This is a genomic window from Nonomuraea sp. NPDC050691 (genome assembly GCF_040654455.1).
Taxonomy (GTDB): Bacteria; Actinomycetota; Actinomycetes; order Streptosporangiales; family Streptosporangiaceae; genus Nonomuraea.
Genome location: NZ_JBFAIA010000190.1, coordinates 1 through 15,946, shown reverse-complemented (window position 1 = coordinate 15,946; position 15,946 = coordinate 1). Strand labels below are relative to the sequence as shown.

The 15,946-nt window shown below is 75.0% G+C and carries 18 protein-coding genes; 9 read left to right on the top strand and 9 right to left on the bottom strand.

All coding sequences use genetic code 11. The features are described 5' to 3' along the window. The 4 genes from AB0H81_RS38225 to AB0H81_RS38210 all read left to right on the top strand — a co-directional run. Window positions 1–448 (top strand): sulfite exporter TauE/SafE family protein (locus AB0H81_RS38225; RefSeq protein ID WP_358385180.1); only part of this gene is annotated, 448 nt, incomplete at its 5' end. 164 nt (window positions 449–612) lie between these two features. Next, on the top strand, window positions 613–1,707 hold the full coding sequence (locus tag AB0H81_RS38220; RefSeq protein WP_358385177.1) for a PHB depolymerase family esterase: 1,095 nt from the start codon (window positions 613–615) through the stop codon (window positions 1,705–1,707). 105 nt (window positions 1,708–1,812) lie between these two features. Beyond that, complete coding sequence (locus tag AB0H81_RS38215) at window positions 1,813–3,360, top strand: hypothetical protein (RefSeq protein ID WP_358385174.1); 1,548 nt, start codon at window positions 1,813–1,815, stop codon at window positions 3,358–3,360. 18 nt (window positions 3,361–3,378) lie between these two features. After that, window positions 3,379–4,782 (top strand): serine hydrolase domain-containing protein, encoded by a 1,404-nt coding sequence (locus AB0H81_RS38210; RefSeq protein ID WP_358385171.1) that lies wholly within the window; start codon window positions 3,379–3,381, stop codon window positions 4,780–4,782. Between the two features lie 113 nt (window positions 4,783–4,895). Here the strand turns inward: AB0H81_RS38210 and AB0H81_RS38205 are convergent, their stop codons facing one another. The 4 genes from AB0H81_RS38205 to AB0H81_RS38190 all read right to left on the bottom strand — a co-directional run bounded on the left by AB0H81_RS38205 (window position 4,896) and on the right by AB0H81_RS38190 (window position 8,660). Further along, window positions 4,896–5,882: an NAD-dependent epimerase/dehydratase family protein gene (locus AB0H81_RS38205; RefSeq protein WP_358385168.1), complete on the bottom strand. Its 987-nt coding sequence runs from the start codon at window positions 5,880–5,882 to the stop codon at window positions 4,896–4,898. Between the two features lie 141 nt (window positions 5,883–6,023). Beyond that, window positions 6,024–7,235 (bottom strand): DUF6596 domain-containing protein, encoded by a 1,212-nt coding sequence (locus tag AB0H81_RS38200; RefSeq protein WP_358385165.1) that lies wholly within the window; start codon window positions 7,233–7,235, stop codon window positions 6,024–6,026. After that, entirely contained in the window at window positions 7,232–7,603 is a 372-nt protein-coding gene (locus AB0H81_RS38195) for a YciI family protein (RefSeq protein WP_358385162.1), read from the bottom strand. Before AB0H81_RS38195 ends, AB0H81_RS38200 begins: the two co-directional genes overlap by 4 nt. Window positions 7,604–7,799: 196 nt before the next feature. Further along, on the bottom strand, window positions 7,800–8,660 hold the full coding sequence (locus tag AB0H81_RS38190) for a LysR family transcriptional regulator (protein WP_358385159.1): 861 nt from the start codon (window positions 8,658–8,660) through the stop codon (window positions 7,800–7,802). Between the two features lie 71 nt (window positions 8,661–8,731). Here AB0H81_RS38190 and AB0H81_RS38185 point away from each other — a divergent pair, with 71 nt between their 5' ends. Next, complete coding sequence (locus tag AB0H81_RS38185) at window positions 8,732–9,466, top strand: hypothetical protein (RefSeq protein WP_358385156.1); 735 nt, start codon at window positions 8,732–8,734, stop codon at window positions 9,464–9,466. A 52-nt stretch (window positions 9,467–9,518) separates the two neighbouring features. Here AB0H81_RS38185 and AB0H81_RS38180 read toward each other — a convergent pair whose 3' ends face one another. Beyond that, a complete protein-coding gene (locus tag AB0H81_RS38180) occupies window positions 9,519–10,136 on the bottom strand; it encodes a helix-turn-helix domain-containing protein (protein WP_358385153.1) in 618 nt (205 codons plus the stop codon). A 137-nt stretch (window positions 10,137–10,273) separates the two neighbouring features. On the opposite strand from AB0H81_RS38180, the gene AB0H81_RS38175 reads away from it, so the two are divergent. From AB0H81_RS38175 to AB0H81_RS38160, 4 genes are all read left to right on the top strand, one after another. After that, window positions 10,274–11,548, top strand: coding sequence for an amidohydrolase family protein (locus AB0H81_RS38175; protein ID WP_358385150.1), 1,275 nt, complete (start codon window positions 10,274–10,276; stop codon window positions 11,546–11,548). Between the two features lie 328 nt (window positions 11,549–11,876). Further along, a complete protein-coding gene (locus AB0H81_RS38170; RefSeq protein WP_358385147.1) occupies window positions 11,877–12,485 on the top strand; it encodes a TetR/AcrR family transcriptional regulator in 609 nt (202 codons plus the stop codon). Window positions 12,486–12,496: 11 nt separating this feature from the next. Continuing rightward, window positions 12,497–13,213, top strand: a complete 717-nt coding sequence (locus AB0H81_RS38165; RefSeq protein WP_358385144.1) for a phytanoyl-CoA dioxygenase family protein — start codon at window positions 12,497–12,499, stop codon at window positions 13,211–13,213. A gap of 148 nt (window positions 13,214–13,361) precedes the next feature. Next, window positions 13,362–14,144 (top strand): hypothetical protein, encoded by a 783-nt coding sequence (locus AB0H81_RS38160; protein WP_358385141.1) that lies wholly within the window; start codon window positions 13,362–13,364, stop codon window positions 14,142–14,144. A gap of 56 nt (window positions 14,145–14,200) precedes the next feature. Here the strand turns inward: AB0H81_RS38160 and AB0H81_RS38155 are convergent, their stop codons facing one another. The 4 genes from AB0H81_RS38155 to AB0H81_RS38140 all read right to left on the bottom strand — a co-directional run. Beyond that, the gene (locus AB0H81_RS38155; protein ID WP_358385138.1) at window positions 14,201–14,497 is read right to left on the bottom strand and encodes a DUF6204 family protein; all 297 of its coding nucleotides are present in this window, start codon (window positions 14,495–14,497) and stop codon (window positions 14,201–14,203) included. After that, the gene (locus tag AB0H81_RS38150) at window positions 14,485–15,138 is read right to left on the bottom strand and encodes a TetR/AcrR family transcriptional regulator (RefSeq protein WP_358385135.1); all 654 of its coding nucleotides are present in this window, start codon (window positions 15,136–15,138) and stop codon (window positions 14,485–14,487) included. Before AB0H81_RS38150 ends, AB0H81_RS38155 begins: the two co-directional genes overlap by 13 nt. Window positions 15,139–15,215: 77 nt before the next feature. Next, window positions 15,216–15,731 carry a DinB family protein gene (locus AB0H81_RS38145; protein ID WP_358385132.1) on the bottom strand — a complete coding sequence of 172 codons (516 nt, stop codon included), beginning with the start codon at window positions 15,729–15,731 and terminating at the stop codon, window positions 15,216–15,218. Between the two features lie 11 nt (window positions 15,732–15,742). After that, on the bottom strand, window positions 15,743–15,946 hold a 204-nt coding region (locus tag AB0H81_RS38140), incomplete at its 5' end, for a hypothetical protein (RefSeq protein WP_358385129.1).

Sequence of the window (15,946 nt, the reverse complement as noted above, 5' to 3'; positions counted from 1 at the left end):
GGTGGCCGCCGGGTCGCTGGCGCTGCTCGCCCAGCCGCGCCTGGCCGCCCTCCACCGCCGCCACCGCCCTGACGGCCGCCCGGGCGCCGCCGGGGTGCTGCTGCCCGCGGCGCTGGTGGCGCTGTCGGTCTACAACGGCTACTTCGGCGCCGGGTCGGGCGTCATGATCCTCGCCCTGCTGCTGATCACCGCCGAGCCGCGCCTGCCCACCGCCAACGCCCTGAAGAACATGCTGCTCGGCGCCGGGGTGCTCGTCTCGGCCGCGGCGTTCGCCGTCTTCACGCCGGTCGCGTGGGCCGCGGTCGCGCCCCTGGGCGTGGGCCTGTTCGCCGGCTCCACCCTCGGGCCGCTCGTCACCCGGCGCGTGCCCGCCCGGGTCCTGCGCCCGCTGGTGGCCCTCGTGGGACTGGCGCTGGCGGTCACGCTGTGGATCCGGCCGGCCGGCTGAGCCGTATCCCTTCGGGTGGTACGCCTCCTCGACAGGCCGTACGCCCCGAGCTCGACAGGCCGTACGCCCCCGAGCCGAGCGGGGCCCGTCGCGCCGGCGGGGACAGGAGGGTGTGGCACGCGGGCGCGGGTGGCAGAACCACGGGGAGCGGAGAAGGAGGCGCGATGGGCGCAGAGCCGGACGGCGCATCCCGCCGCGGGCGCCTCCCCCGGGCCCGAGGCCGGGCCGGGCGGCGGCTGTGCGGTGTGCTGCTGTGCGCTGTCCTGGTGGTGGCCGGGTGCACGGGCCGCGGCGGCCGGTCCCCGACCCGTTCCCCCTCCCCCACCCCCACCTCCTCTACGGCCTCCCCGTCCCTGTCGGCCGGTCCCGGCGGCCGTACCGGCTCCCCCGGCCCGGGCACGTCGGCCGCCGGATGCACGGGCGGCGGCCCCACTCTGCGCGAGGGGCGCAACACCCTCCAGCACGGCGGGCTCGAACGCCTCTACCTGCTGGCCCTGCCCCGCGGACGCGGCCCGCACCCCGTCCTGCTCGACCTGCACGGCATGGGCTCCACCGCGGCCGAGCACGCCGCCTACAGCCGCCTGGCCCGCCGCGGCGCCGCGCGCGGCTACATCGTCATCACCCCGCAGGCCGCCGACGACGAGTCGCGCTCGTGGTCGCTGCCTGGCCACCACGGGCCCGACGACGCCGGCTTCCTGGCCGCGCTGCTCGACCTGGTCGAGCGGCGGGCGTGCGTGGACCGCGGCCGGGTGTTCGCGGCCGGCATGTCGTTCGGCGCCGGCATGGCCGTCCGGCTGGCCTGTGCCCGGGACCGCGCCATGGCCGGGCGGCTGGCCGGGGTGGCGGCCGTGGCCGGGCTGAACTTCGGGGCGGCGTGCGAGCATCCCGCCCCGCTGACCGTGCTGGCCTTCCACGGCACCGCCGACGGGACCGTCCCCTACCGGGGCGGCTACCTGGGCGGCGCCATGCCGCGCGGCCTGGTCAACCTGTTCAGGTTCAGCCCGGTGGAGCGGGACGCGAGAGAGTGGGGGCGCGCGCTCGGCTGCGCCAAGGGCAGCCTCACCGAACCGGCGCGCACCGTGCGGCTGCGCGCCTGGACCGGCTGCCGCGGCGGGACGTCCGTGCGGCTGTACACGCTGCGCGGCGGCGGCCACACCTGGCCGGGCGCGGCCGACACGCCGCGCCTGGGCCCCACCCACCACGACCTGGACGCCACCAAGGTCATCCTGGACGCCTTCGACGTCACCCCGCCGCGATAGGACCCCACCGTTACCCGGGGCGAATCGGGCCTACCGGGCGGGCGCGGCAGGCGGTATGAAGGCTCGGGGGCCCGACCTTGAGCCGAAAGCGGGGGAACACCGCGCATGAGTGACGAGGTACGCATCGAGATCGAGGCCGTGCCGCGCGCCGGCCTGAGCACCGACCGGTTACGCCAGGCCGTCGCCGGGCACTCGCGGGTACTCGCCGAACTGGGCGTCGGCGACGCCCAAGGGCTGATCGTGCCGCACGCCGCGGCCCTCGGCCACGACCCGGGGCCCGGGGCGCCGTTCCGGGCCACGGTGTTCGACCCGATCGGCAACCGCGCGGTGGAGCTGCGCGGCACGCTCGACCGGCCCGAGGAGGCCGAGGTGCGGCCCAGCGCGTTCCGGCCGCAGCCAAGCTCCGGCGAGCTGACCGCTGCCGCGGCCGTCCTGCGCGCCGACCCCGCCTTCCCGCAGGGCGACGACGTCGTGGTGTACCGGCCGATGCCGCCGCTGGCCGACCTGGAGAACCCCGACGGCACCACCGTGCGCCGCCCCACCCTCGGCGTCTACACCCCCTCCGACCCGACCGGGGTACGGCACCGGATCGTGGCGGTCGACCTCACCCACCGCGCCGTCGACTGGACGCCGGCCGGGATCGACCTGCGCATGCATCACGACTGCGAGCACACCGTGCCCGAGGGCGTCGACGCGCTGGCCGACCGCGGCGGCCCCGACCAGGTCCACGTCAAGGTGCTGCGCGGCGGCACCGTGCTGTGGGACCTGCTGGTCGTCCGGCCGCGCGCCTCCGCGCCGCAGAACCCGGGCGTGGGCGGCGGCGTGGAGTTGCGCAACGTCCGCTACCGGGGCCGGCTCGCGCTGCGGCAGGCGCACGTGCCCGTCCTCAACGTCGAGTACGAGCAGGGCACGACCTTCCGCGACGACGCGAGCTTCGAGACCCGCTTCTCCGCCGCCGGCTCCGACCCGGTCGGATGGGGCTGGCGGCTGTGCACGTCCCCGCCGCGCACGATCCTGGAACGGCCCGGCAGCGACTCCGGCAACTTCCAGGGCGTGGCCTTCCACCACGACGGGCGGGAGCTGCGCATCGTCAGCGAGCTGGCGGCCGGCTGGTACCGCTACGCCAGCGACTGGCGGCTCGGCGACGACGGTTCCATCCGGCCCAGGTTCGGCTTCGCCGCCACCGCCAACCCGATGACCTGCAGGGTGCACCGCCACCACGCGTACTGGCGCTTCGACTTCGACATCGGCGGCGCCGCCGACGACGTGGTGGAGCAGATCGACCCCGGCCCCATCGGCCCCGAGCCGGTGCCGATCATCCGCGAGACGTCGCGGCGCCGGGCGGAGGGACGGTACTGGCAGGTGCGCGACAAGTCCTCCGGCCACGGCTACCGCATCCACCCCGGCCCCTACGACGGGACGGCCGACGCCTACGGGGTGTCGGACCTGTGGTTCCTGCGCCACCACCCGGCCGAGCTGGACGACGGCAACCCCGGCCCGCGCGACCGGGCGGCCGTCAACCGGTGGCTGAACGGCGAGAGCATCGACGGCACCAACGTCGTGGTCTGGTACGCCGGTCACTACTACCACGACCAGGCGCACCCGCAGCCGCACCAGGGAGAGCTGATCGGGCCCGAGCTGACCCCCTTCTGAGCGATAGGGTGGGCGGTCATGGACGATGCGCTCGGCCTCGCGGCCCACCCCCCGGCGGACGACCACACCGACTCCCCGCAGGGAGGGGTCGGACCGGCGGCGGCAAGAGCACTGCTGCGCCGCCTGGCCGAGGACCAGTCGGGCAACCGGGTGCCGTCGATCGTGGCGGGCATCGTGCGCGACGGCAGCCTGGCCTGGTTCGGCGCGCGCGGCCACCTCGACGACGGCACGGCCCCCACGCCCGCCACCCGCTACCGGCTGGGATCGATCACCAAGTCCCTGGTGGCCGTCCTGGTCATGCGGCTGCGCGACGAGGGCCGCCTGGACCTGCTCGACCCCGTCGGCAAGCACCTGCCCGAGGCGCCCGACGGCGAGGTCACCATCGCGCAGCTGCTGTCGCACACCGGCGGGCTGAGCGCCGAGCCGCCCACCGCCTGGTGGGAGCGCACCCCCGGCCTGCCCGCCGACGGGCTGCTGGCCCGGCTGTCGTCCGGCGACCTCAAGCACCGGCCCGGCCGCCGCTACCACTACAGCAACATCGGCTTCGCGCTGCTGGGCGAGCTGGCCGCCCGGCTGCGCGGCGTGCCGTGGCTGAGCGCCGTGCGCGAGGAGATCCTCCAGCCGCTCGGCATGGACGCCACCGTCGAACGGCCCGAGCCGCCCCACGCCACCGGCTACGCCGTTCACCCGTACGCCGACGTGGTGCTGCGCGAGCCGGAGCACGACGCCGGGGCGATGGGGCCGGCCGGCCAGCTCTGGTCGTCGGCCGCCGACCTGGCCCGGTGGGCGGCGTTCGTGGCCGGCGACACCGGCGGCGTGCTGTCCGCCGGCACCCTCGCCGAGATGCGCGAGCCGGCCACCGTCGACGACGGCGACGCCTGGACCAGCGGTTACGGCCTCGGGATGCAGCTGACCCGGCACGCCGGGCGGCGCCTGGCCGGGCACACCGGGTCGATGCCCGGGTTCCTGGCCACGGTGTGGGCCGACCCGGCCGAACGGGTCGGCGTGCTGTACCTGGCCAACGTCACCTCCGGGGTGAGCCGGTCGCTGCCGCTGGACCTGCTCGACATCCTCGCCGAGCACGAGCCGCGCCTGCCCGAGCAGTGGCGTCCCACGCCGGCCGACCCCGAGCTGCTGGCCCTGACCGGGGTGTGGCACTGGGGGCCCAGCCCGTACGTGCTGCGGCTGCTGCCGGACCGCGTGCTGTCGCTGGCGCCGATGAACGGGGCCGGCAGGGCCTCGCGGTTCGCGCCGCGCGAGGACGGCACGTGGGTGGGGCTGGAGGGCTACTACGCGGGTGAGACGCTGCGGGCGGCGCCCGACCACCTCGACATCAACACCTTCGTCTTCACCCGCACCCCGTACGACCCGGACGCGCCGGTGCCGGGCGGAGTCGACGGCTGGCGGCACACCTCCGGCTGAACCCCCGTCGCCCGGCACCCCTCCAGGGGTGCCGGGCCGGAGACCGGGACCGCTCGGAGGCGCCCGGCGAAAAGCCCTCGGGGGGAAGCGTCGGGCGGAAGGCCGGGACGTCGTCAGCCGAGGGCGTCGAGCAGCTCGCGCTCGCGCCGCGCGCTGAGGCCGGAGCGTCGTTCCCGGTCCAGGCCCTGCTCGCGTTCCCAGACCAGCGTGTCGGCCAGCAGCTCCTCCCGGGGCCGGTGACGCAGCCCGGCGGCGCGGGCCGCCGCCCCGCTGCGCGCCGAGAACCCCTCCCAGCCGGGCTCGGCCACCCACATCGGCAGCGACTCGGCCCCCATGTACTCGGCCACGCCGTTCTCCCGCAGCCACCCCGGCGCCGCGGTGACTACCGGACCGGTGTGCCCGCCGGCGGCGCGGGACATCTCGACCCACTGCGCGAACGGGACGACCGGGCCGACGGCGTCGTAGGTGCCGGTGGTCCCCTTCTCCGCGGCGTCGAGCAGCCAGGCGGACAGGTCGCGCGCGTCGACCGCCTGCGTCGGCAGGGCCGGCGCGTCGGGCACCAGCATCGGCCCACGCGGATCGCGGGCGGCGCGGGCCACCCAGTAGCCGGAGCGTCCGCTGTGGTCGCCCGGCCCGCCGATCAGGCCCGCCCGCGCGATGAGGAGGCGCTCGCCGACGGCGGCCGCCGACGCCTGCTCGCAGGCGACCTTCGCCTCCCCGTACAGCTCGCGGCCGACCTCGAGCCGGTCGGTCGGGGTGAGCAGGGCCGCGGACTCGTCCGCGTCCGGGGTGGCGTGGGAGGCGTAGGCGCTGACGGAGGAGACGTACGCCCAGTGCCCGGCCCGGCCGCCCAGCGCGTCCAGCGCCCCTCGGACGAAGCCGGGCTGCCACGATACCTCGATGACCGCGTCCCAGTCACGGTCCAGCAGCGGCTCGTACGCCGAAGGGTCTCGCCGGTCGGCGGCCACCAGCCTCGCACCGTCCGCGACCTGCCCGCTCTCACCGCGGGCCAGGCACGTCACGCGGTGCCCGCGCTCCACCGCCTGCCGCGCCACCTCGCGGCCCAGCCACGCCGTCCCGCCAAGAATCACGATCTCCATCCCGCCAGCCAAGCACCTCCGCCGCCCGGCACCCTGCCGGGTTCACCGACAGCGCACCCGATTCACCGAGAGCGGACGCCGGCTGGACCGTCCGGCACGAGGGTTTCACGCCGTGGCCCTGACGCCGCCCGCGTCAGATGGTCACGGTCTCAGCCGGCTCGCCCGGGACTCCAGGTAACGCTGCTCGGCGAGGCTGGCGGTGGACTTGGCGGCGCGCCGGTAATGCTCGTACGCCCCGGCCGTGTCTCCGGCCTTCTCCAGCAGATGCGCCCGCACGGACAGCAGCCGGTGATGCCCGGCCATCCGCTCGTCACCGTCCAACGTGGACAACAGGGCCAGCCCGGCCGGCGGGCCCTCGGTCTCGGCCAGCGCGATCGCCCGGTTGAGGGTGACCATCGGGTTGGGCGCGATCCGTTCCAGGATCAGGTAGAGCGCGTGGACCTGCGCCCAGTCGGTCTCCTCCGCGGTGGCCGCGTCGGCGTGCGTGGCGGCGATGGCGGCCTGCAACTGGTACGGCCCCAGCGCCGGGCCGGCCAGCGACGCCTTGACCAGCTCCGTGCCCTCGCCGATCAGCCCGCGGTCCCACGTCGCACGGTCCTGCTCGTCCAGCGGCACCAGGTCGCCGGTCGCCGTCGTCCGCGCCTCCCGGCGGGCGTCGGTCAGCAGCATCAGCGCGAGCAGCCCGGTCACCTCGCCGTCCTCGGGCAGCTGCGCGTGCACCATCCTGGTCAGCCGGATCGCCTCGTACGCGAGGTCGGCTCGGTGCAGCTCGCTGCCCGAGGACGCGGTGTAGCCCTCGTTGAAAATCAGGTAGAGCACGTGCAGGACGACCCGCAGCCGCTCCTCGCGCTCTTCGCCCTCCGGCAGGGTGAAGGTGCTGCCGGCGGCCTTGACGCGCTGCTTGGCCCGGCTGATCCTGGCCGCCATCGTGGCCTCCGGCACCAGGAACGCGCGGGCGATCTCGGCGGTGGTCAGGCCGCCGACCGCCCGCAGCGTCAGGGCGGTCTGGGAGGCCGCGGTCAGCGTCGGATGGCAGCACAAGAACAGCAGGACGAGCGTGTCGTCGGTGTCCGGCACGTCCTCGGGCACCACCTCGGCGGCCGTGGCCGACTCCCGCTCGCGGCGCGCGTGGTCGCTGCGCATCTGGTCGATGAGCCGCCGGGACGCGACGGTCATCAGCCATCCGCGGGGGTTGTCCGGCACCCCCTCGGCCGGCCACTGCACGGTGGCGGCGAGGACGGCCTCCTGCACGGCGTCCTCGCAGGCCTCCCACTGTCCGTACCGGCGCACCAACGCGCCGAGGACCTGCGGCGTGAGCTCACGCAGCAGGCCCTCGATGGCTGACGTCGTCATGCCTCCAATTGTCCGTCAGCGAACATCACCTGCCGCACCTCGACCCCCAGCCCCTCGACCGCGGTGTCCGGGATCCGCGTCGCCAGCTCGATCGCCCGCTCCTTGTTCTCGCAGTCGATCAGGTAGAAGCCGCCCAGGTACTCCTTCGCCTCCAGGAAAGGGCCGTCGGTCACCACGGGCTGGCCGTTGCGCACGGACACCACGGCGGCCTGTGACGGGTCGACCAGCGCCTGGGTGGTGATGAGCTCGCCGGACTCCTTCAGCGCCTCGATGAACGCGGCGTGGCCGTCGCCGATCGCCGCCTTCTCCTCGTCGGTCAGCGCGTCCAGCACGGCCGGGTTGATGTGCAGGCTGATCAGGAACTTCATCGCGTACTCCTCGTGATGGGCGGGGCCCCTGCCGGGCCCTTCACCCGGTTGGTCGGAGCCGCCGCCGTCGTCTTGACATCCCCCGCCAGAACTTTTTCACGAGCCGTCGCGCCTCGATGTCGAGTAGCCCGCGCCCGCTCCGGCCAACCGGCGAGACGTGGGGACCGGCGGCTCGGGACGCCTTCGGGAGCCCCGGTCAGGCGGGCGGGGACAGGGCGGCGGCCAGGCGGGCGGCCGGGCCCGGCGGCAGCGAGGGGTGGAGCAGCTCCACCCGGTGCACCAGCCTGGGGGCCGCCAGCGGCACCCCCGGCCCCACCGAGGCGGGCAGCAGCGTCAGGCCGTGCCCGGCGGCCACCAGGTTGCGCACGGTCAGCACGTCCTCGCCCTGGTAGTCCATCCCGGCGCGGAAACCTTCGCCCACCAGGTCGCGCAGCCGTTCCAGCGGGCACAACGGCGTTGCCAGCCAGCGGGCGTCGACGAGGTCGGCCAGCCGCAGCCCCGCCCGGCCCGCCAGCGGGTGGCCGGGCGGCAACGCCACCACCAGGTCCTCCTCCGACACCCCGATCCGGGTCATGGGTCCCGCGTCCGGCAGGCGCAGCGGGTCGCTGGGGGCGGTGATGCCATCCGTCAGCCCCAGGTCCGCCTCGCCCGCCGCGACCAGCGCGGCCACCCGGTCACGGCCCGTCGTGCGCACCCGTACGCGCAGGCGCGGCTGGTCGGAACGGCCCTGCGCGAGCCGTGCGGCCAGCGCCGGGTTGAGGGCGAGCGAAGCGGCGGCCAGGGTCAGCCGGTGGGCGGGCAGCGCGGCGGTGCGCAGCACGTCGGCGCGGGCGGCGCGCAGGCGCAGCAGCAGCGGGCCGGCGTGCTCCAGCAGCCGGGCGCCCGCCTCGGTCGGCTCGACCGGACGGCGGCGCAGCAGCTGCAGGCCCAGGTCGGCCTCCAGGGCGGCGATCTGCTGGGAGACCGCCGACTGGGTGTAGCCGAGGTGGTCGGCGGCGGCCGAGAACGAGCCGGCCTCGGCCACGGCCACGAAGGTGCGGAGCAGGTGCGGGTCCATCAGTGATGCTTATACCAGGTGCAGACTTCATCGTTGGCGCTTGTGCGGGGTAGCGCGTCACGATGGGAGGCATGACGAGCCTGAGAATCGCCCTGGTCGGCGACCGTTCTCCCGGCGTGCGCGCTCACGCCCGCGTCCCCCTGCTCCTGGAGGCGCTGCGCGAACGTGACGGCATCGCGCTCGACGCCTACTGGATCCCCACCCCTGACGCCTGCGGCCTGGACGCCTTCGACGGCATCTGGGTCGTGCCCGGCAGCCCGTACCTCAGCGAGCGGGGAGCCGTCGAGGCGGCGCGGACCGCGCGCGAGCACGGCATCCCGTTCCTGGGCACCTGCGGCGGCTTCCAGCACATGCTGCTGGAGTACGCGCGGAGCGTGTGCGGGCTCGACGTGGCCCACGCCGAGAACGAACCGGAAGCCGGCGGCGACAGGGATTTCCTGCTCATGCCGCTGCGCTGCTCGCTGGCCGGGCACGAGGGCGTGGTCCGGCTGGCGCCCGGCTCGCTGATCGAGCAGATCATGGGCACACCGGCGACCGTCGAGGCCTACAGCTGCTCCTACGGCTTCAACGAGCGCTACGAGCGGATCCTGAGCGAGCACGGGCTGGTCTTCTCCGGGCACGCCGAGGACGACGGCATGATCCGGTGCGCCGAGCTGCCCGGGCACCCGTTCTTCCTGGGCACCCTGTTCCAGCCGGAGCTGGCCGGCGACGGCAGACGCCCGCACCCGGTGATCTCCGCGTTCGCGGCGGCCGTGGCGGCCCGCTCCTCGGGCGCCGCGCGGGTGCCGTCGCCGGCGTCACGCTGAGGTCCGTCGCGGGTGGACGATCGACCTCAGACGAGTCCGCCCGCCCCGCCGGCTACTTCGCGGCCGGCGTCCGGGATGGGAGTCCGGGACGCACACCGGCGAGGACCAGGTCCAGCAGCCGCTCGGCCTCGGCTGCCCCGTCCGGGTCGTGCTCGGTGGCGAGGCAGATGGCGTTGACCAGGGTGAGCAGGTCCACGATCGCCACGTCGTCCCGCACGGCGCCGGCCCGGCGGGCGCCGTCCAGCAGTTCCTGACCCGCGTTCACGATCATGGCGTGACAGCTCGCGCCCACGGCGTCGCCGTCCTGGGCGCCGTGCAGGAGCGAGGTGGCCAGGCCCCGGTTGGTGACCACGTGCGCGGCGACGGCGCGCAGCCAGGCGACCAGGGCCTCCCCCGGATCGGGGCCGGCGGCCAGGTCGCGGGCGGTGGCGCAGAGGGCCTCGACCTTGCCGTGGAAGACGGCCTCCAGCAGCCGCTGCCGGGAGGGGAAGTGGCGGTGCAGGGTGGCCGAGCCGACGCCGGCGCGGCGGGCGATCTCCTCCAGGGACGCCTCGGCACCGTGCTCGGCGATGGCCGAGGTGGCCGCGGCCACGATGCGGTCGTAGTTGCGGCGAGCGTCGGCGCGCCGGGGCCGGGGGGGCACCGCGGCGGCGCGGTGATCGTCGGGCAATGTCGTCTCCGGCGCCTGCGTAAACGGGGTGTCCCTCCGAATCGTACTCGACCGCGATCGAAGGGCGGCATCGGAGGTTTGACCCAAGATAGTTTGAGGTCGTACTATCTGGCATCGAACCAGATGAAGGGACGACCATGCGCACCTTGATCCGCGCCACCCGCGTCTTCGACGGCGAGCACAGCCTGCCCCGCGCCGACGTGCTCATCGACGGCGACCGCATCGCCGCCGTCACCCCCGCCGCCGAGCCCGCCCCTGGCGCCGACGTGGTGATCGACGGCTCCGGCAGGACCCTGCTGCCGGGCCTCATCGACGCCCACACCCACACCTTCGACGGCAGCCTCGCCCAGGCGCTGGCCTTCGGCGTCACCACCGAGCTCGACATGTTCTGCCTGCCGGGCAACCTGGCCCGCCAGCGCCGGGCCGCCGCCGAGCGTGACGACGTCGCCGACCTGCGCAGCTGCGGCGTGCTGGCCACCGCCCCCGGCGGGCACCCCAGCCAGATCATGGCCGCCGAGGGCGCGGGGCTGGCCGGCTTCGGCGACGCGATCGGGCCGTTCCCGACCCTGAGCGGCCCGGACGAGGCCAAGGCGTTCGTCGAGGCCCGCCTGGCCGAGGGCGCCGACTACCTGAAGATCGTGATCGACGAGGGTCACGCCGCCGGGCTGGAGCTGCCCACGCTGTCACCGGAGACGGTCGCCGCGCTCGTGGAGGGCGCCCACGCCGCCGGGCTGCTCGCCATCGCGCACGTGGCCACCGCCGCCCACACGGCCGTGGCCCTGGACGCGGGCGTCGACGGCCTGGCCCACGTCCACTGCGACCTGCCGCCGGACGACCCGCGCGGCGAGAAGACGGCCGCCAGGATCGCCGCCCATGACGTCTTCGTCGCCACCACCCTGACCTACATCGAGGCGGTCACCGGCGACGAGAGCGGGGCCGAGCTGCTGGGCGACCCCCGCGTGGCCGCCCGCCTGTCGCCGGCGGGCGCCGGGCGGGGCGCGGGGGCCGGCCTCGGGCAGGGGAAGGCCGGGGCGGGGCTCGTGCGCAGCGATCCGGGCGCGGTGCCCGTCCACTCCCAAGGTGTGATCAACGCCGCGCACGCCGTACGTCTCCTGCACGGCGCCGGTGTGACGCTGCTCGCCGGCACCGACGCCAACCCGTTCGCCCCGCTGCACGGCGCGTCCCTGCACCGCGAGCTGCTGATGCTCACCGAGGCGGGTCTCACGCCCCAGCAGGCGCTGCGCGCCGCCACCTCCCTGCCCGCGCTCCGCTTCGGCCTGCCCGACCGCGGCCGGGTCGCGCCGGGCCTGCGGGCCGACCTGCTGCTCGTCGACGGCGACCCGACCACCGACATCACCGCCACCCGCGCCATCGCCGAGGTGTGGCGCCGGGGCGCCCGCCTGGCCACCTGACGACCACAGGACGGGCACCGATGGGCGGGAGGCCCAGGCGGGGGCCTCCGGCGCGGTCACCACACCCCCGCGACCAGGATCGATCGAGGCGATGCTCTCGGACCCGCACAGCGGTGGACCGGGATGCCGGCCGATGGCCGTCCACGACGGATGCGCATCGAGTCCGCCAGGATCCCCGGCGACGACGGGGCGTGCCCGCGTCGTCCGGACCCGCCGGCACCCAGTCGGCGAAGGAGCCACGGGTGGCCGCCTGATTCGTGTACTCGACTTCCTCGAGGCCGACGTGGGGAGCTTGCAAATTGAGTTGAGCTCAACCAAACTTCTATCCATGGAACCCGTCTCCGGCCGCGCCGCCGCCAGCCGCCGGCGCCTCCTGCAAGCCGCCGCCCACGAGCTGATCGCCACGGGTGACGTCGAGGTGGCCGCCGTCGCCAGGCGCGCCGGGATGAGTGCCGGGCTCCCGTACCGCTACTTCGGCACCCGCAGCGGCCTCATGAGCGCGCTGCTGGAGGACTTCTACGAGCGCCTCATCGCCGTCACCGTGCTCGGGCACTACGAGGGGGCGACCTGGCTGGAACGGTGGCGGGCGCAGGTCGCCACCTGGGTCGAGCACATGTACGCGGACCCGCTCGCGCCCGTCGTCCTCGGCCGCATGGTCGGCGACGCACGGGTGGCCGCCCTGGAGGCCCAGTGCTTCAAACGGGTCATCGACCTGGGCGCCAAGCACTTCGCGGCGGGCCAGGCCGAAGGACACGTGGCCGCCGATCGTGACCCCGAACTCCTGGCCGCCGCGGTCGTCGGCGGCATGCGCGCCATCCTCGCCATCGTCCTGGACCAGGACCCGCGCCCCGATCAGCCTGCCGTGATGCGCGAGGTCTGGCGGTTCACCGTCTCCGCCCTGGGCCTCAGCGGCGATCTCGGCGGCGGTGCGCCATGATCCCAGGCGCCATGTCGCGCCTGCACCGCGACGGCTACCTCGTGCTCCCCGGCCTCCTCGCGACCGGCAGCCGCGGGCGCATCCGGGCGGAGCTCGCCCCCCTCCTGATGCCCGCCGGTCGCGACCCCTTCAGTTCGCGTCATACGCGGCAGGTTTTCGGCGTCCTGCACAACACCCGCGCCGTGGACGCGCTCCTTGACCACCACCACGTCGTGGCGCTGCTTGATCGGCTCCTGCTGCCGAACTTCCTGCTCTCGAAACTGGACGTGATCGAAAGGGCTCCTGGCGCCGCCGCCGGCTCGCCCCTCGCGTACGACGACCACTATCCCGTTCCCCGCCCCCGGCCCGCGCTCTCGGTCGCCGCGACCTGGCCCCTCGACGAGGGGGCCACTCTCGTCCTGTGGCCGGGCAGCCACCGCTGGCCCTCGGCCCGCCGTCCCGACGAGCCCGGCGTCCCCCTCACGCCCCCGCCCGGCTCGTGCGTGATCACCCTCGGCACCCTCTGGCACAGCGCCGCCGCCGTCGCCCCGGCCGCCGCCCCCGAACTCACGGTCACCGCGCACTACTGCGAGCCGTGGCTGCGCACGAGGGAGGCCTTCACCCTGTCACCCGGCCGGGAGGTGGCCAGGCAACTGAGCCGCCGGGTCCGCCACATGCTCGGTTACAGCGTCCATCCCCCGGACACGGGGCTGGTGGACGGCATGCACCCGCAGCGCCTGCTTGCCTGACCCGCTGCGGCCTTCCGGTCGTTCCCTGCGGATCCCCACGTCCGTGGCACCGGCCGGCGCGCTGATACGCGACCTACTGACCCGCTGATGGCCCCTCGGCGAGCGGGTGCTCCTCACCCCAAGCGTTGACCACTTGCCGTCGAGGACCTTGAGGGGGCGCTCGACACCGCAGCCGCCCGAGGACGGCGCCTGCTCGCCGCGGCCCACCGCGCGCGTGCCACCGTCCGCCACACCACCGCGCCCGGCCTGCCCGCCGGGGGCCGCGCCGGTCCTCGCCGACCTGTCCCGTCCCGACTCGCTGGCGGCCGCCTACGCCGGAGCCGCTGCCGTCGTGGTGCAGTTGCCGCTGGTCTTCGCCGCCGACGCGGCGATGCCGCAAGCTGAGGCGGTGCTCGACGCGCTCAAGACCGCGCGGGTGCCGCGAGCGGTGTTCAACGCCGGCGGCCCGCCGCCCGCCGCGCCCATCGGCGTGCCCTTCGTGGACGCCCGGGCGCTGCTGGTCGCCGAACTGCCCAGCGTCGTCGACGTCGCCGGCGTCACCGGGCCGGCGTTCACGTACATGGAGAACCTGGCCGCGCCCTGGTCGCTGCCGCGCCTGCTCACCGGGGAGATCGTTTATCCGCTGCCCGCGGAGCTGCCGGTGCCCTGGCTCGCGCTCGACGACCTGGCCGCCGCGATCGCCGCCCTGATCGCCGCCCTGATCGCCGACCCCGCCCCGCCGCCGCCTACGTCCCGCCCTTGCCGGGCAGTGCGCCGCCCGCGGCTCCGGATCCGGCCGTGGTCAGGATCGGGACGACGACCCGTCGGGAATGGGCCGGGCGCCTGTGAAGGCGCACCTCGCCGAGCCACCCCGTGGCGCTGTGAAAGCCGTGCCGCCCCGTCGTCCCGGTCCAGCGGGAGTCGCGGGACAGCCCGCTCGCCTGCGCCATGACCGGCCGGCGGGCACCGTCCCGCCTCCGCATGGAGACGACGAAGTCACCTGCCCCCTCAGGCCGGGCGGCCCCGGCGGCGGATCTTGATGTCGCGCATGTCGGTCACCGCCGTGCGCAGCACCCGGTAGGCGTGGCCGTGCGCGTCCAACGCCGCCAGCGCGCCGAGCGTCGCCTCCGCCTCACCGTCGTCCGGGCCCGCCGGCACCTGGCAGCGGAAGGTGAACGCCGACAGGCTGTCGTCGAAGGTGAACGTGCCCGTCTCCGTGAACGCCGCCCCGCCGACCGCCCGCACCGCGGCCCGGCCCGCCTCGTCCAGCCCGGCGAACGCGCCGGAGATCGTCACTCTGAACATGTCTCCCTCTCTCGTACGGCATAGCCGAGCACCCGCTCGCCCAGCACGTCCTCGGCCACGTCGAGCAGCCGCAGCACTTCCCCGGCGATCTCGCCGGGATCCTGGCCCGCGGCGGTGCGCCGGCCGATCTCGCTCAGCACCAGCGCGTGCAGGCAGCCGGCATGCCAGGCCACCACGCGCGGCAGCGGATCGTCCGGCGCTGCCCCCGTCTCCTCGGCCAGGCACGCGGCCAGCGTGTCGGTCATCTCCCGGCCGAGGTCCTCCAGGCGCGCCATCAGCGTGGGCGTGGCCCGCATCATCTCCAGCACCCGGCCGAACCCCTCGGTCAGCCCCAGCCGCCGCTCGCGCCGGCGCACCTCCTCACGCAGGTGCTCCAGCACGGCTCGTACGGCCGGCTGCCCGGGAGCGCGGGCCCGCACCATGTCGGCCAGCCGGTGCGGGGAGGCCTCCTCCGGCGGCAGGACCAGGTCCTCCTTGGAGGCGAAGTAGTTGTAGACGGTGTTGACCGACACCTCGGCCGCGTCGGCGACCTCGGCGATCGTCACGTGGTCGAACCCGCGCTCCACGAACAGCCTGGTCGCCACCTCGGAGAGGCGCTGCCGTGTCTGCCGTTTCTTGCGTTCTCGCAGACCCTCTGCCATGCCACCGGAGCGTAACGGACTCCAACCATGAAGTCCAAGCCAATTTTGGAGTGCACTGCAGACTTGCGTGGTGAGGGTCAGTAGTAGCCGGTGGCCCCGTCCAGCAGCTCGCGGATCGTGTCGAGGTGGCCGGCGTGCCGGGCGGTCTCCTCCACCATGTGGATCAGCATCCAGCGCAGCGTCGCCTGCGCCGAGCGGAAGCCGGGGTGGCGGCCCACCTCGTCGAGCTTGTGCGCCGCGATGATCTCGTTGGAGATCGCACACTGGCGCGTGTACTCCTCCAGCAGCCGCGCGAGCGGAACGCCCTCCACCCGCATGTCGGCGTCCTCGACCGTCTCGTCGAACTGCGGCCCTTCGGCCGGCCGCCCGAGGAACAGCACCTCGAACCAGGTCTGCTCCGTCCAGCGCAGGTGCGAGACGAGCCCCGCCACCGTCATCAGCGGCGAGCCCGGCAGCACCGGCCGGTGGGCGTCCTGCTCGGCGAGGCCCTCGCATTTGTAGTGGACGATGGCGCGCTGCATGTCGAGCCAGCCGACGAGCTGGGTACGCTCGTCCGCCACGAAGGGCGGGCGGACGCGTTCAGGAGGGGTCATGACAACGGACGCTAGTTGACCGGCTCCGGCTCGCGCACCGCGTTTTCCGCCCGCCCGCCGGGCCCCGGATCGCCGGCCCGGCCGACGTCCGCCCGGCCGCCGGGCTCCGCCCGCTCCTCCGCCACAGCCTCGCGGATCCAGGCGGCCACCGCCCGGCCCAGCAGCGAGCGGTGCGCCCCGCCCCCGGCCGCCCCTCCCCCGGCCAGCGCCAGGCG

Coding starts and splice junctions, on each gene's coding strand:
- AB0H81_RS38220 (WP_358385177.1), top strand. CDS start 613: ATGGGCGCAGAGCCGGACGGCGCATCCCGCCGCGGGCGCCTCCCCCGG.
- AB0H81_RS38200 (WP_358385165.1), bottom strand. CDS start 7,235: ATGACGACGTCAGCCATCGAGGGCCTGCTGCGTGAGCTCACGCCGCAG.
- AB0H81_RS38205 (WP_358385168.1), bottom strand. CDS start 5,882: ATGGAGATCGTGATTCTTGGCGGGACGGCGTGGCTGGGCCGCGAGGTG.
- AB0H81_RS38155 (WP_358385138.1), bottom strand. CDS start 14,497: ATGTTCAGAGTGACGATCTCCGGCGCGTTCGCCGGGCTGGACGAGGCG.
- AB0H81_RS38195 (WP_358385162.1), bottom strand. CDS start 7,603: ATGAAGTTCCTGATCAGCCTGCACATCAACCCGGCCGTGCTGGACGCG.
- AB0H81_RS38185 (WP_358385156.1), top strand. CDS start 8,732: ATGACGAGCCTGAGAATCGCCCTGGTCGGCGACCGTTCTCCCGGCGTG.
- AB0H81_RS38215 (WP_358385174.1), top strand. CDS start 1,813: ATGAGTGACGAGGTACGCATCGAGATCGAGGCCGTGCCGCGCGCCGGC.
- AB0H81_RS38170 (WP_358385147.1), top strand. CDS start 11,877: ATGGAACCCGTCTCCGGCCGCGCCGCCGCCAGCCGCCGGCGCCTCCTG.
- AB0H81_RS38150 (WP_358385135.1), bottom strand. CDS start 15,138: ATGGCAGAGGGTCTGCGAGAACGCAAGAAACGGCAGACACGGCAGCGC.
- AB0H81_RS38175 (WP_358385150.1), top strand. CDS start 10,274: ATGCGCACCTTGATCCGCGCCACCCGCGTCTTCGACGGCGAGCACAGC.
- AB0H81_RS38210 (WP_358385171.1), top strand. CDS start 3,379: ATGGACGATGCGCTCGGCCTCGCGGCCCACCCCCCGGCGGACGACCAC.
- AB0H81_RS38145 (WP_358385132.1), bottom strand. CDS start 15,731: ATGACCCCTCCTGAACGCGTCCGCCCGCCCTTCGTGGCGGACGAGCGT.
- AB0H81_RS38165 (WP_358385144.1), top strand. CDS start 12,497: ATGTCGCGCCTGCACCGCGACGGCTACCTCGTGCTCCCCGGCCTCCTC.
- AB0H81_RS38190 (WP_358385159.1), bottom strand. CDS start 8,660: ATGGACCCGCACCTGCTCCGCACCTTCGTGGCCGTGGCCGAGGCCGGC.